The organism is Geobacter pickeringii (assembly GCF_000817955.1).
GTDB classification, from domain to species: Bacteria; Desulfobacterota; Desulfuromonadia; order Geobacterales; family Geobacteraceae; genus Geobacter; species Geobacter pickeringii.
Genome location: NZ_CP009788.1, coordinates 3,294,167 through 3,308,023 on the forward strand (window position 1 = coordinate 3,294,167; position 13,857 = coordinate 3,308,023).

Below are 13,857 nucleotides of genomic sequence, written 5' to 3' on the forward strand. Positions count from 1 at the left end.
CCCCGGTCCTTTCCCCGGGATTACAGATTATGCTCCAATTGCATGATGTCACGGTAGGGAACCACGCCTTGGATCGTATCTTCACCATCAAGCACCGGCAAGGCTGAAAACCCATAGCGCTTGAATTTCTCTTCAGCAGCTTCAAGGGTGTCAGTGCTGTCGAGACTGATAACCTGGGTGGTCATGATCTCGGAGAGCGGCGTGCTCTGCTTGGCCATCAGCAGTTCCGGAAGACTGACAACCCCCTTGAGTTTGTTGTCGTGATCCACGACGTAAATGTAATCTAGTACGTCCGACTCCTCGCCCGCCTTGCGGTACGCGGCAATGACCAGGTCGGAATGGGTGTCGGGCACAAACCTGATGTAGGCATTGGTTGTCAGGTTGGCGATGGTGTCGACCTGGTTTTCCAGAAGCGCTTCGATCTTTTCGGTTTCGTCATGCTCCATCAGGTCGAGAATCTCTTCCGCTTGGTCTGTGGGAAGGACCGAGAGGACATCCGCCGCCTGGGCAGGGGTCATCTCGTCGATCAGGTCGGCGACCCGCTCCTTGTCCATGGATGAGATCAGGCTGCGCTGCACCCGGGGCTCCATCTCTTCCAGCGTATCGGAGGCATGGTCCGTCTCCAGTTCGTTGAAGATGGCCAGGCGCTGCTCCTCGGAGAGCTCCTCCAGAATATCGGCCAAATCAACGGGATGGATCTCCGGCAGTGCCTCCTTGAGAATATTGAGCTGTACATTCCCCTTGAAACTCCCGATCTTCTCCGGCAGTCGCTGAACATACGTCCAGGGGATGGTCTCCTTCTTGAACATCTCTGCCAGGTGGTAGGCGAATTGCGCCACGTAGCGCAGCCCGAGCCTTTTCAGCAGGCCATAGCGGCTGAAATCCACATCCGTGGCGTAGAGGCTCCCGCTCCGCAACACCAGTTTCACGTCATACACCACATCGATTTCATTGCCATCCAGATCGATGACCTTCTTGTCCAGGATGTGGTCCTTGAGCAGTACCTGGTTTTCTTCCGGTTCGCCTTCAAATGCCTCCACCGTGGGGAGGGAGAGTTCGATCCCGTCCCGTTTCAGTTCACCGACCTTCCCGAAGGGAATAAGCAGTGACTTGTGGCCGAAGGGGCGATTCACGATGACATGGGTCACCACGGCAACCTTTTCGTGCTCTACGATCAGGAGATCATCCAGCTTGCCGATCTTTTTGCCCTGGTTGCGCACCGGGATGCCGGTCAGGTCACTCAGGAAGAACACCTGATCATTCTGGGAATTTTTCATGGGTGTCATGGCGCACCTCCTTTCAGAGCATGGTGATGAATTTGTACAGCAGCAGACCGACCAGGAAGATCAGGTAGAGGCGCAGAAAAAGCAGGGAACCTTTTACCCATCCGGACATCTCCACGTTCGGCTTGGCATACTTTTTATTGATTTCCCGCACCTTGGCAAAGTTGTGGGAGAAGAAATCTCTGATCATGGTGCATACCTCCTATTTGAACATGTCCGGGAACAGGGCGCTGATCCCGTAAAGGGTAGACAAGATGACGATACCCACCACTATGGTCGTGGTGACGATATTCTGCCAGAGGGTATTTGTATACTCCCCCATGGTCTTCTTGTTGTTCAAAAGGAGTATCAGGAAGACCAGAGCGGCCGGCAGCAGGGTGACGGCAACCACCTGCACGAACAGGGTGATCAGCACCAGCGGCGCTTTAGGGATCAGCACAACACAGCCGGCGGTTATGAGGGACAGGAAGTAGCTTCCGTAGAACCATGGGGCCTCGCGAATCTTGTTGTTGAGCGAGTGGGCCCAGCCGAAGACCTCGCCGAAGGCCCAGGAACTGGCCAGGGAGATGCAGATGGCGCCAAGGAAGCCCGCGTCGAACAGGCCGATGGCCATGAAGGCACCGGCATATTTGTTGTACTTCATCAGCATCCGTGACGCCTGAGCCGCATCGTCGATATTGACGCCCGGCAGGATCGTGCCGGTGACGATAACGATGAAGATCGCCACCACCACGGTGATGATCGACCCGACGAAGGTATCAACCTTCCCCCATGGGATGTCCTTCTCCTTCGTCCCCTTGTCCACGACGGCGCTCTGCTGGAAGAAGAGCATCCACGGGGCGATGGTGGTGCCGATGTTGGCCATGATGAAGAAGAACAGCTCGTTGGTGAATCCTCCCGGCGGCAGGTGCGGTACGAATCCCAAGTGCATGATGTCCTTCATCGATGGATTGACGATGAAGGCGCCGGGGATGTAGATCAGGTTTACGGCGCAAAACAGGATCGCGATCTTTTCCCACGTCCAGTAGTTCCCCTGTACCACCATGATCAACATAATGATACATACGCCAATGACCGTGAGCCATGGCGGGATGCCGAAAATCCTGAGCGAGGAGGTCATGCCGATAAATTCCGTCACCAGGGTCAGCCAGTTGACCACCATCAGGTCGATCAGGGAGAACCAGCCCCAGAAGGCGCCAAAGCCGGCAAAAATCGCTTCGCCATGGCCCCGCTTGGTGACTGCCCCCAAACGGACGGTCATCTCCTGGACATAGTAGGCCACCGGAATCAGGATAAGAAGGAACCAGATCAGGTGATAGCCATACTTGGCGCCGGTGGCGGCATATGTCGTAATGCCGCCGGCGTCATTGTCGGCCACCATGACGACGATTCCGGGACCGGATATGATGAAAAAGAGCTTGATCGCCTTCCAGATGCGGCGAAATTCGTAGTAAAGCTGTGAGACACTGAACACGTGAAACCTCCTTCAGCCGATATGTTACCGAGAATTAGACGAACCACGGACCAATAACGCTGTTCAAGCGCTATGCTGCGAATCAATATGCTGACATGGTTGGGCTTGGGGAGAGGGGGGTCTATGGGGAGTCTCTCCGCCGGCCAGGTGAAGTGTGGCCCAGCGGAAAAACCTGAAGGAGTCTTGGGGGGGTTACCGCCGGGATCTACATATGAATCGTTTGCCTACTATGACTGTCCAATTGGATAACCACCACCTTTCGCTTTCGACATGGATACAAAAAAAGCCACGGAGAACCGTGGCCTGAACACAACGTGCCGTGATTCCCCACTCGTAGGTTTTCAGCAGTGCACAACGTAGGTCAGATGACCAGCTACCTTAAGTCAAGCCTTAATCCGGCAAGACCTGGTCTACCCATTGGCGTCTTTCGACGTTTCCGGGCAGTAGCCTCTGTTTGTGCAAACGCCTCATGCTAACGAGGAACTCCATATAAATATTTCACTCTCTTGTCGTTGTCAACATTTTGTTATCACCGCGAGACTAAAATCCCACCTCAACCGCACTCGTTCAAAGTGAGGCCTCTCAGGGACGCCCGGAATGCGGGCCTTTCTCCTCAGCGTAACCCCGATTCGGCAGTTGCCGGCATCTTTTGTTCGCTGAAACGTGCCCTCCACTTCACACGGAAAAGGCCCCGGAGATCGTCACCGAAGCCTTCTTTCATCCAGATATGCCGCCAGCCCTGCCCCTAGGCCATCGTCGCGCAGTACCCCTTGACCCGGGCAAGATATTCCCGTGTCTCACGGGGGAGGAGATGGGGCTTCCGGTCGACGTTTCCCGGCCCCCAGTTGTAGGCGGCCAGAGCCTTATCGACGTTTCCCTGGTAACGGTCGAGGAGGTCCTTGAGAAATCGGGTCCCCGCCATGACATTCTGCTCGGGATCAAAGGAGTTGCTGACTCCCAACCCCCGCGCCGTCGCCGGCATGAGTTGCATGAGCCCCTGGGCGCCGGCAGGAGAAACCGCGTTGGGGTTGAAATTGCTCTCCGCCTTGATAACTGCCTTGATCAGCCCGACATCGACTCCGTAGCGACGCGATGCGCGCTGGACGACGTCGTCGAGCCAGTTGCCGGCATTCACTTCGGGTGTCGGCAGCGTCTCGTCACCAGAAACCGCAGCGGATGCCGGGACGGGGGTGTCGGATTTCCGACCGTTTTCCGCGAAGCTCTTCAGAACCAGTTCCATGGCCCGGGAAGGAGAGGGCACGGTCCCGCCCCCGTCGGAATCCCCGAGGGAAAAGGCACTTCGCATCATGTCGAGGCGGAGCAGTTCGGCAGCGGCGGCAGCGGTTTTAGGGCGACTCCCCGGCAACGAGGAGCCGCCGAGAGTGGAGGTAAGGAGGGAGGCAAACCGGGCGTCATCGCCAGGAGCGGAGGAGGTTTCACCCCGTTCTTTGGTCGTTGGTGCGGCGGCCTGGAGCTGTGCAAGCGAATCGATTATCATGCCCACGTCTTATGCAAAAGACGTGGCAACCGAATCGAGTTTTCTCTTTTTTAATTTTTCGATCAGCGTGGTCCGTTTGAGGTTGAGAAGAAGGGCAGCCTCCTTCTTGTTCCCCCCGGTCTTCTTGAGGGCCTGCATGATCAGGCCGTTTTCGAACTCTTCCACGACGGTGTTGAGGCAGATGCCGCTGTCGGGAAGCGCCATCGCCTCGGAGGGGGGGGCAATGACCACCCCCGAGTACTTCTCGGGGAGATCCTTGACGCCGATGATGCCGAACCCCTTAAGGATGACGAGACGCTCCACGAGATTTTCCAGTTCGCGGACGTTGCCGGGCCACTCGTAGTGGCAGAGGAGTTCCATGGCATCGCTGTCGATCCCCTTGACCTTGCTCTTCTTGTGGCGGTTGAAGCGGTCAAGGAAGGTATTGACGAGAAGGGGGATGTCATCCCGGCGCTCCCGCAGCGGCGGGATGAAGATCGGAATAACCGAGATCCGGTAGTAGAGGTCCTCCCGGAAGGCCTTGGTGGCCACGAGTTTTTCCAGGTTCTGGTTGGTGGCGGCGATGATCCGGACATCGACCTTCTTGGAGCGGGTGGCCCCCACCGGCTCCAGCTCCCGGTTCTGGAGCACCCGCAGGAGCTTCACCTGGAGGTTCGGTTTCATGTCGCCGATCTCGTCGAGGAAGAGGGTACCGCGGTCCGCCATCTCGAACCGGCCGATGCGGGTGGCGACGGCGCCGGTGAACGACCCCTTCACGTGACCGAAGAGCTCGCTTTCGAGGAGCTCGTCGGGGATGGCGGCACAGTTGACCGGGACGAAGTTGCGCGCCTTGCGGTTGCTCAGGTCATGGATGGCGCGGGCGACGAGCTCTTTGCCGGTCCCCGACTCCCCCTGGACGAGGACCGTCGAGTCGGACTCGGCGACCTTTTCGATGAGCTCGAAGAGGGAGAGCATCTTGGGGCTCTCGCCGATGATGTTGGGGATGAGCGAACGGTTCTTGATGGCCGGCTTGGGGCGATAGGTCTGGCTCTGGAGGGATTGGTGCTCCATCCCCCGCTTGACGTGGGTCTCCAGCTCGTCAAGGTTGAACGGTTTTTCCAGGTAGAAGAAGACCCCCGCCTTGAGGAGGTTCGAGGCCATCTCGTGGTTGCCGAAGGCGCTGTAGGCGATGATGACGGTGCCGGGACGCATCGATTTCAGTTTTTTGACGAACTCGAGCCCATTGACCCGGGGCATCATCAGGTCGGTGATGACAAGGTCCACCTCCTCGGTCTCCAGCTTGTCGAGGGCGTCCTGCCCGTCGCAGGCCTGCACCACGTCGTACCCCTTGTACTTGAGGAACGCCGCCACAAAGTCCCGCGTCTTCTTGTCGTCATCGGCAATGAGCAGTCTCGTTGTTTCCATGGTCTCCCCTGAACGTAGCGCCTTGAACATCCTGATCCAGCCGGCAAAGGCCATAATAGTCAGGATTATGACAAAAGTCAACAAAATGACGATGGTGTCGAAAAAATTTCTGACCCTACGCCGCGGAAACTTCTTTCTTATGAAAACGCGACTCTCACAGGAAACATGGAGCGCAGATAACGGCACTGGGGCGTGAGTCGTGTCAAATTTACGGACGGCAGTCCATACGGCACACGCACCGGCTGCTCCGCGAAAAAAATAGTAAAATTTTCGCCGCATACGCCGAAGAGTATAACTGCGCGGCACCACTTCCCTTCAGCAGCACGTTTGCACCGGAAGTCCAGCGTGACGCCGCCGGACAAGAACGATTATTGCATTGCCGGGAAACCTCCCCCGCGCGGCACGGGGAGCGACCGGCGGCATGGAACCGGGCAATGTATCCGCAGTCGGGACGGACAAGGAGGAAGATGGATGGAAACGGCACTGCAAACCAAGGTGGAAGAGTCGAGAAGCGAGCTCATCCAGCTGGTCAGCTTCAAACTGGAGCAGGAAGAGTACGGGGTCAACGTCCTGAAGGTGCGGGAGATCATCAGGATGCCGACCATCACCCGCGTCCCCAACACCCCCCACTACATCGAAGGGGTCATCAATCTGCGCGGCAAGGTCATTCCGATCATCTCCATGCGGAAGCGCTTCTGCCTTCCCGAAGGGGAGATCAGCAGCCAGACCCGGATCATGGTCATGGACATGGACGGAGAACTGATGGGATTCGTCGTCGATGCGGTGTCGGAGGTGATCCGGATCTCCGAGAGCGAGATCCAGCCGCCGCCGGCGGTGGTCAACAGCGCCGTGGAGCAGGAGTGCCTCTCGGGGGTCATCAACCAGACCGAGCGGCTCCTCTTTTTCCTCGACCTGGAGAAGCTCATCTCCCGCGATGAGCGCCAGCTGTTCAGCGGCATGATGTAGGAAGGCTTTCATTTACTGTTCGTGAGGAGTAGCGCATGGCAATTGAGTGCGAAGACCAGGAACTCCTGGAAGGTTTCCTGACCGAGACCACCGAGCTGCTGGAAAAGCTGGACGATGATCTGGTGGCGCTGGAAAAGGCGCCGTCGGACACGGAGCTGATGAACGGCATCTTCCGGTCGATCCACACCGTCAAGGGAGCATCGAGCTTCCTCGGCTTCGAGCTGCTCGTCAAGGTCACGCACAAGACCGAGGACGTTCTCAACCGGATGCGCCGCAGCGAGCTCGCGGTAACCCCCGAGATCATGGACGTGATCCTGGAGGCGGTTGATCTGGTCAAGCTGCTGGTGAGCGACATCAAGGGGGGAGACATCGTCGACCGGGAGATCGACGGCACCATCGGGAAGCTCCTCCCCTACCTCTCGGACAATGTGAAGGAGGCGACGGTCCTCAAGCAGCCGGCGACGGCCGCTCCCGAGCAGCCCGCTGCACCGGTCGCGGAGAGTTCCCCCTCCCCCGAGCCCCAGCCCGCGCCGGAGACGGCGCCGGTGAAGGCTGCCGAGCCCCCCGCCCCGGCCAGGACCCCGCCGCCCCCCGTGGCCAAGGACGCCGACAAGAAGGTGGACGATCTTTCCGACAACTCCACCGTCCGGGTCGACGTCAAGCGCCTCGACGACCTGATGAACCAGGTGGGGGAGCTGGTGCTGGAGCGTAACCGGATGATGCAGCTCAACACCGACTACCAGGGGGGGAGCGAGGACAACGCCTTCGGCGAGGAGTTCGGCAAGCTCTCCAAGCGGATCAGCTTTGTCACCTCGGAGCTGCAGATGCAGGTCCTGAAGATGCGGATGATCCCGGTGGAGAAGGTCTTCAAGAAATTCCCCCGCATCGTCCGGAACCTGGCGCGGGACCTCGGCAAAGAGGTGGATCTCGTGGTCCTCGGCGAGGAGACGGAGCTGGACCGCTCGGTGGTGGACGAGATCGGCGACCCGCTGATCCACCTGATCCGCAACGCCATGGACCACGGCCTCGAAACCCCCGACGAACGGGTAGCCGCCGGCAAACCCCGCAAGGGGACCCTCATCCTCTCGGCGGCCCACGAGGGGAACCAGATCGTCATCAGCATCAAGGATGACGGCAAGGGGATCGATGCCGACCGGATCGCCCGCAAGGCAAAGGAAAAAGGGCTGGTCACCGACGAGCAGCTGGCGGTCATGGGACAGCGGGAGATCCTCGACCTCATCTTCCTCCCCGGCTTCTCCACCAAGGAGAAGGCCACCGACCTGTCGGGACGCGGCGTCGGCATGGACGTGGTCCGGACCAACATCAAGAAGCTGAACGGGATCATCGATATCAAGAGCGAGCTCGGCCAGGGGTCGGAGTTCATCCTCAAGCTCCCCCTGACCCTCGCCATCATCCAGTCGCTCCTCGTCGAGGTGGAGGAGGAGACCTACTCCATCCCCCTGGCGGCGGTCCTCGAAACCCTGCGGGTGGAGGAGCGGGAGTTCCACGTCATCGGCGGCCAGGAGGTGCTCAAGCTCCGCAACTCGGTCCTCCCCCTCATGCGGCTCCAGAAGGTCTTCAACGTGGCCGAAAGCGACCGCACCCGCGCCGCCTGCTACGTGGTCGTGGTGGGGGTGGCGGAGAAACGGGTGGGGTTGGTGGTGTCGCGGCTCCTCGGCCAGCAGGAGGTGGCGATCAAGTCCCTCGGCAAATACCTGGCAAACCTGCCGGGGATCGCCGGCTCCACCATCCTGGGAGACGGCCGGGTGACCCTCATCATCGATCCGGCCGGCCTGCTGGAAAACAGCGACGGGAGTGGTGGCGGGCGGATCGCGGCCTGACCGTCCGCCTTGCGCGGCCACGACACGGGACACGAATCGGGTAGGTAATGAACGCGAAGATATCGGACAAGGATTTCGAGGTCCTGCGGGACTTCATCTACAGCCACTGCGGCATCTACTTCCACACCAGCAAGAAATACTTCCTGGAGAGCCGGATCAGCCGGCGGCTCGAGGAGACCAGGACCCCCAGCGTCACCTCGTATCTGGGGCTCCTGAGGAGCGGTGCGGGCAAATCCCCGGAGCTGTCAAAGCTTCTCGACGAGATCACCACCAACGAAACCTGCTTCTTCCGCAGCCCCCCCCAACTCAAGGCACTGGAGACGGCATTCCTCCCCGAGATCGTCGCCACCAAGGGAAAGATCGGCTTCCGCAAGCTGCGGATCTGGAGCGCCGGCTCGTCGTCGGGGGAGGAGGCCTACACCCTCGCCATGATGCTGCTGGAGAAGCGGGCGACGCTGCTGAAGGACTGGATTATCGAGATCGTCGGCACCGACATCAACGAAACGGTCCTCGCCCAGGCGCGGGACGGGGTCTACAACTCCTACGCCGTCCGCAACACCCCCGAATTCTATCTCAAGAAATACTTCCGAGAGGAGGCGGGAGGGCGCTACGTTCTCTCCCCCGAGGTGAAGAAGCTGGTGACCTTCTCCTCCCTGAACCTCTACGAAGATACCAAGATGGTCTTCATGAAGAGCTTTGACTTCATCCTCTGCGCCAACGTCCTGATCTACTTCGACCTGGCGTCGAAGACAAAGGTGGTGCAGCACTTCTACAACAACCTCCAGCCTTACGGCTACTTCTTCGTGGGCCAGTCCGAATCGCTCCACGGGGTCAACGACCGGTTCAAGACGGTCCACTTCCCCGGTGGGTTTGCCTACAAAAAATGAAAGGCGGTATGGAGCGCGTGGAAACTACAGAAAGAATGGATCGGGCCATAAGCCTCATCAAGGGGATGACGGATCTTCCGACGATCCCCGCCGTGGCGAGCCGCGTCCTCTCCCTCCTCGACCAGCCCGAAGTCGATATCGACGAGATCGCCGACCTCCTCCTGACCGACCAGGTGATGGCGGCCCGCGTCCTCAAGCTCGTCAACTCCCCCCTCTATCGCCCCTCCCAGCAGATCGCCTCCCTGAAGGGGGCGCTCATCTACCTGGGACTGCGGCACATCCGGGAGTTCATCCTGACCTGCGCCTTCATCCAGAGTTTCGAGGGGAAGGACGGGGTCCTCGGCATCAAACCATTCTGGGAGCACTCCTTCGGCGTCGGCATCGTCGCCCGCCTCATTGCCGAGAAAGCGGGCTACCGCGACACGGAGAAGGCGTACATCGGGGGGATCATCCACGACATCGGCGAGGTCTTCCTGAGCTTCTACTTCCGGAACGAGTTTCAGCGGCTCGTCGACCGGATGAAGGAGCGCCCCTACCTCCTCGTGGACGCGGAGGCCGAGGAGTTCGGGACCACCCACTGCGAGATCGGCCTCTGCATGGCCCAGGAGTGGAACTTCCCCTCCGAGTACCGTGAGGTGATCTACTGCCACCACACCCCCCTCGACGCCATAATCGACCCGCGGCTCGTCGCCATCGTCAACCTCGCCGATCTCTTCTGCACGGTCCGGCGCCTCGACTACGGCGGAAAGGAGTGGGTCAGCTTCTCCCTGGCGGACGAGCCGGCATGGCAGATGGTCCAGGGGGGAGGCTCGAAACTGGGCGACTTCGACGTCGAGCGCTTCTGCTACGAACTGGACGACCAGGTGGAGGAGATCCAGGAACTGGTACAGAATATCTTCAAGGACAAGTGACCATGACCATACTTCCCAACCAGAGCGGCAAACTGCGGGTCCTCGTGGTGGACGACTCGTCGTTCATGCGGATGGTGATCCGGAGCGTTCTCGAGAAGGACCCCGCCATCGAGGTGGTGGGGGTGGCGGTGGACGGCGTGGAAGGGGTGGAGAAGGCCCTGGCGCTGCGCCCCGACCTGATCACCATGGATATCGAGATGCCCCGGCTCGACGGCATCTCAGCCCTGAGGCAGATCATGGCCAAATGCCCGACGCGGGTCCTCATGGTCTCCACCCTGACCTGCGAGGGGGCCCGGGCAACCTTCGAGGCCCTCGATGCCGGGGCCCTCGACTATATCCCGAAGAACGTCACCGACAGCGCCGACGCCCAGCGCGTCTTCCGGGAGGAACTGCTCCGCAAGGTGAAGGGGGCCGCTCCATCCTTCCTCGGCCGGCGGTTCTCCTCACTGGTCACGCCGTCAGCCGTACCGCGGGTTACGCCACCACCCCGACCGGCTCCATCGCGGCTGCCGCACCAGAGAGTCCAGTACGTCGGGATCGGCGCCTCCACCGGCGGCCCCGTCGCCCTTCAGGAGGTCCTCGGCCGGCTCCCGGCCAATTTCCCCCACGGCATCATGGTAGCGATCCACATGCCGAAGGCGTTCACCGGACCCTACGCCGAACGGCTCAACAGCAAATGCTCCCTCCAGATCAGGGAGGCGAACGACGGCGACATCCTTCAGCCGGGGGTGGCGCTCGTGGCCCCCGGAGGACGCCATACCGCCCTCGTCCGCCAGGGGAACAGCGTGGTGGTGAGGACCCTCGCCACCACCGACTGCCCCCAGTACATCTACGTGCCGTCGGTGGACCACATGATCACCTCCCTGGCCGACGCCAGCAACGGCGCCATGCTCGGGGTGATCCTCACCGGCATGGGGGCCGACGGGTTCAAGGGGATGAAGCACCTGAAGGAAAAAGGGGGGGCGACCATCGCCCAGGACGAGGCGACCTCCACCATCTACGGGATGCCCCGGGCCTGCGTGGAGGGAGGGGTCGCCGACTCGGTTCTCCCCCTCACCCAGATCGGGCCGGAGATCGCGCGGATCGCCGGCTGAGGGGGTCACCGCCGGGCGGTGAGGACGATGCCGTCAGCATGGACTGCGGCACGGCAGCGGGAGAAACCGAGCCGCTTGAGGCGAAAGAGGAGAAACGGCGCCGCCAGAGCAGGGGCGTCGCAGAAAAAGAGGGAGAGGTTCCCTCCCCCGTCCACGTACGATTCGGGATGGGCGAGACAGGCGGAAATGGCGGCCGGCGACACGGGGATGCGCCCCGGAGGCACCGGCGTGCCGGGATGGGCGGAGGCCGGGTTACCGACGCCCCCCTTTTTCGTGGCAGGGACAACCGCATTCACCGCCACCGTCGCCAGGACGCGGAGTCGTGTCATGGTCCCCATGGGGCTTCCTCCGTCATCACCGTGGACATAACCGGAATCGCGACGTACAATGGCACGATCCGCAGACGGACCATCCGCCACCATCCCTTGCCCTCCAACGCGCCTGTCATCATCATGGAACAGCACCTCGCCACCCTGCATCCGGTCACGGACCCCGTCGATACGGAGCGCGCCCTCAGCCTCCTTCTCGTCGCGGGAGCGCTCGACGACCCCGGTCTCCGGCGGCGCATCCGCCGCCTCCACGAGCGGTCTGCCGCCTGCGCCGCCACCCCCGGGGGGATCTGGGCCCCCGGCGGGATAATCACCCCCGAGGTGCGATCGACGACGGCGCTCCTCATCCCCCAGGAAGAGATCGGCGCCGCCTTTCGCCGGCTCCTGCGGCTCGCGGTCAGCTTCGAATGCTCCCTGGAAGGGACCCCGCTTCACCGCGCCCCGAGCTGGCCCGACTGCAGCGAACGCCTCGACCTCCCGTTCCGGACGGCCAGCCCCGCCCGGCTTCTGGAGCGGCTTGCGGCCGACGCCGGGCTCCGCCGCACCTTTCTCTTCTCGCTCTTCGTCCCCCGCCGCCACGGCGCCAGTTTCGACCGCTATCCCGGACAAGGGGCCTTTCTCCGTCGCTGGCTCGGAAAATCGGGCTCACCACGGCGGGAACGGCTCCGCTGCCTCGATGCCGCCTGCGGCGCCGGGGAAGGAAGCTATGGCCTGGCCAGCCTCCTCCTCGATGCCGGATTTCCCCCCCACTGTTTTCAGATCCTCGGCGCAAGCCGCGAGCCGCTGGAGATCTTCGCCGCCGTCCACGGTTTTTTCCCCCACGATCCGCCACGGCAGGAGGTGTTTCGCCAGATCCGGGACGGGCTCCATGCCGGGGGTGCGCTGACGCGGATCGCCTTCACCGCCGAAGAGCTGACGGCACCGGAGAGGGGCGAGCGTTACGACATCATCCTCTGCAACGGGATTCTCGGCGGTCCGTTCATCCACGAACGCAGTGCCCTGGAACGGGCGGTGGCGGGGATTTGCCGCCGGCTTGCGGCGGGGGGAGTCGTCCTGGCGGCCGACCGCTTCCACGAGGGGTGGAAACGGTCGGTGCCGTCGGAGCGGGTCGGGGAGCTCTTTGCCGCGGCGGGACTGAGGGTGGAGGCCGCCGGCGAAGGGATTGCGGGGATCAGAACCGGATGAGGGCGCCCCCCCAGGAGAGTCCGCCGCCAAACCCCATCATCAGGACCTGGTGCCCCGCCTTGATGGTGCCGTTACGCAGGTTCTCGTCGAGGGCGAGCCCCACGGAGGCGGCAGCGGTGTTGCCGTAGCGGTGGAGGTTCAGGAGGAAGCGCTCCTTGCCGAGGCCGGTCTTCTTGGAGATGAAATCGATGATCCGGACGTTGGCCTGGTGGGGGATGATGTAGTCGATCTCTCCCACCTCGATCCCCGCTTTTCCGGTAACGTCCGCGATGATCTTGGGGATGACGTCGGTGGCGAAGATGAAGACCTGCTTGCCAGCCATCTTGAAGGTATTCTCCCGGGCCGCGATGGTCTCGGCGGTGACCGGCTTGCGGGAACCGGACGACGGGACCTGGATCAGTTCCCAGCCGCCGCCGTCGCTCCGGACCACACTCTGGAGGATCCCCTTCTTCTCCTCGGTCCTGCCGAGGATGAGGGCGCCGGCGCCGTCGCCGAAGAGGGGACAACTCCCCTTGTCGTCGAAGTCGAGGATCTTGGAATAGGTGTCGGCGCCGATCACCATGACCCGCCGGTACTTGCCGGAGCGGATGAAGTTGTCCGCCGTCTCCACGGCGTAGACGAACCCGCTGCAGACGGCGTTCATGTCGAAGGCGAAGGCGTTGCTGGCCCCGATGTTCTTCTGGACCATGCAGGCAGTGGAGGGGAGGATCATGTCCGGGGTCGACGTGGCGACGATGATGCAGTCGAGCTCGTCGGCCGGCATTCCTGCCATGTCGAGGGCGTGGCGCGCTGCCTCGGTGGCGAGATCGGAGGTCGACACATCAGGGGCGGCGAAGCGGCGCTCACCGATGCCGGTGCGCGACCGGATCCATTCGTCGGCATCCGCGACGAGGTAATTGAAAAAATCGTTGGGAACGACCCGTTCCGGGACGAATCCGCCTGTGGCCACAATCTCCGAATAGTACATGACGCCTGCTCCGTTCCG

General features: G+C 61.6%; 13 protein-coding genes and 1 riboswitch. Of the genes, 6 read left to right on the top strand and 7 right to left on the bottom strand.

Annotated elements, in window-relative coordinates; translation table 11 throughout:
• Nucleotides 1-20 precede the first annotated feature (20 nt).
• The 5 genes from GPICK_RS14975 to GPICK_RS14990 form a co-directional block, all read right to left on the bottom strand.
• Nucleotides 21-1,286: a magnesium transporter MgtE N-terminal domain-containing protein gene (locus GPICK_RS14975; protein WP_039744543.1), complete on the bottom strand. Its 1,266-nt coding sequence runs from the start codon at nt 1,284-1,286 to the stop codon at nt 21-23.
• 13 nt (nt 1,287-1,299) lie between these two features.
• Nucleotides 1,300-1,473, bottom strand: a complete 174-nt coding sequence (locus GPICK_RS17610) for a hypothetical protein (protein ID WP_169745374.1) — start codon at nt 1,471-1,473, stop codon at nt 1,300-1,302.
• 12 nt (nt 1,474-1,485) lie between these two features.
• The gene (locus GPICK_RS14980) at nt 1,486-2,757 is read right to left on the bottom strand and encodes an NRAMP family divalent metal transporter (RefSeq protein ID WP_039744545.1); all 1,272 of its coding nucleotides are present in this window, start codon (nt 2,755-2,757) and stop codon (nt 1,486-1,488) included.
• 319 nt (nt 2,758-3,076) lie between these two features.
• Nucleotides 3,077-3,244, bottom strand: a riboswitch (M-box (ykoK) riboswitch).
• Nucleotides 3,245-3,502: 258 nt separating this feature from the next.
• On the bottom strand, nt 3,503-4,255 hold the full coding sequence (locus GPICK_RS14985; protein ID WP_039744547.1) for a lytic transglycosylase domain-containing protein: 753 nt from the start codon (nt 4,253-4,255) through the stop codon (nt 3,503-3,505).
• A gap of 9 nt (nt 4,256-4,264) precedes the next feature.
• Complete coding sequence (locus tag GPICK_RS14990) at nt 4,265-5,659, bottom strand: sigma-54-dependent transcriptional regulator (protein ID WP_039744550.1); 1,395 nt, start codon at nt 5,657-5,659, stop codon at nt 4,265-4,267.
• Nucleotides 5,660-6,130: 471 nt separating this feature from the next.
• Between GPICK_RS14990 and GPICK_RS15000 the strand changes: the two genes are divergently transcribed.
• The 5 genes from GPICK_RS15000 to GPICK_RS15020 are packed head-to-tail and all read left to right on the top strand — an operon-like array spanning nt 6,131 to nt 11,358.
• Complete coding sequence (locus tag GPICK_RS15000; RefSeq protein WP_039744554.1) at nt 6,131-6,625, top strand: chemotaxis protein CheW; 495 nt, start codon at nt 6,131-6,133, stop codon at nt 6,623-6,625.
• A gap of 35 nt (nt 6,626-6,660) precedes the next feature.
• Entirely contained in the window at nt 6,661-8,466 is a 1,806-nt protein-coding gene (locus tag GPICK_RS15005; protein ID WP_039744555.1) for a chemotaxis protein CheA, read from the top strand.
• 47 nt (nt 8,467-8,513) lie between these two features.
• Complete coding sequence (locus GPICK_RS15010) at nt 8,514-9,353, top strand: CheR family methyltransferase (RefSeq protein WP_039744556.1); 840 nt, start codon at nt 8,514-8,516, stop codon at nt 9,351-9,353.
• A gap of 35 nt (nt 9,354-9,388) precedes the next feature.
• Entirely contained in the window at nt 9,389-10,264 is an 876-nt protein-coding gene (locus tag GPICK_RS15015) for an HDOD domain-containing protein (RefSeq protein ID WP_039744558.1), read from the top strand.
• Between the two features lie 8 nt (nt 10,265-10,272).
• Nucleotides 10,273-11,358, top strand: a complete 1,086-nt coding sequence (locus GPICK_RS15020; RefSeq protein ID WP_039745849.1) for a protein-glutamate methylesterase/protein-glutamine glutaminase — start codon at nt 10,273-10,275, stop codon at nt 11,356-11,358.
• A 5-nt stretch (nt 11,359-11,363) separates the two neighbouring features.
• Here the strand turns inward: GPICK_RS15020 and GPICK_RS15025 are convergent, their stop codons facing one another.
• On the bottom strand, nt 11,364-11,696 hold the full coding sequence (locus GPICK_RS15025; RefSeq protein ID WP_039744559.1) for a hypothetical protein: 333 nt from the start codon (nt 11,694-11,696) through the stop codon (nt 11,364-11,366).
• 114 nt (nt 11,697-11,810) lie between these two features.
• Between GPICK_RS15025 and GPICK_RS15030 the strand changes: the two genes are divergently transcribed.
• A complete protein-coding gene (locus GPICK_RS15030) occupies nt 11,811-12,872 on the top strand; it encodes a class I SAM-dependent methyltransferase (RefSeq protein ID WP_039744560.1) in 1,062 nt (353 codons plus the stop codon).
• Here the strand turns inward: GPICK_RS15030 and GPICK_RS15035 are convergent.
• A complete protein-coding gene (locus GPICK_RS15035) occupies nt 12,859-13,839 on the bottom strand; it encodes a beta-ketoacyl-ACP synthase III (protein WP_039744562.1) in 981 nt (326 codons plus the stop codon). The genes GPICK_RS15030 and GPICK_RS15035 overlap by 14 nt on opposite strands.
• Nucleotides 13,840-13,857 lie beyond the last annotated feature (18 nt).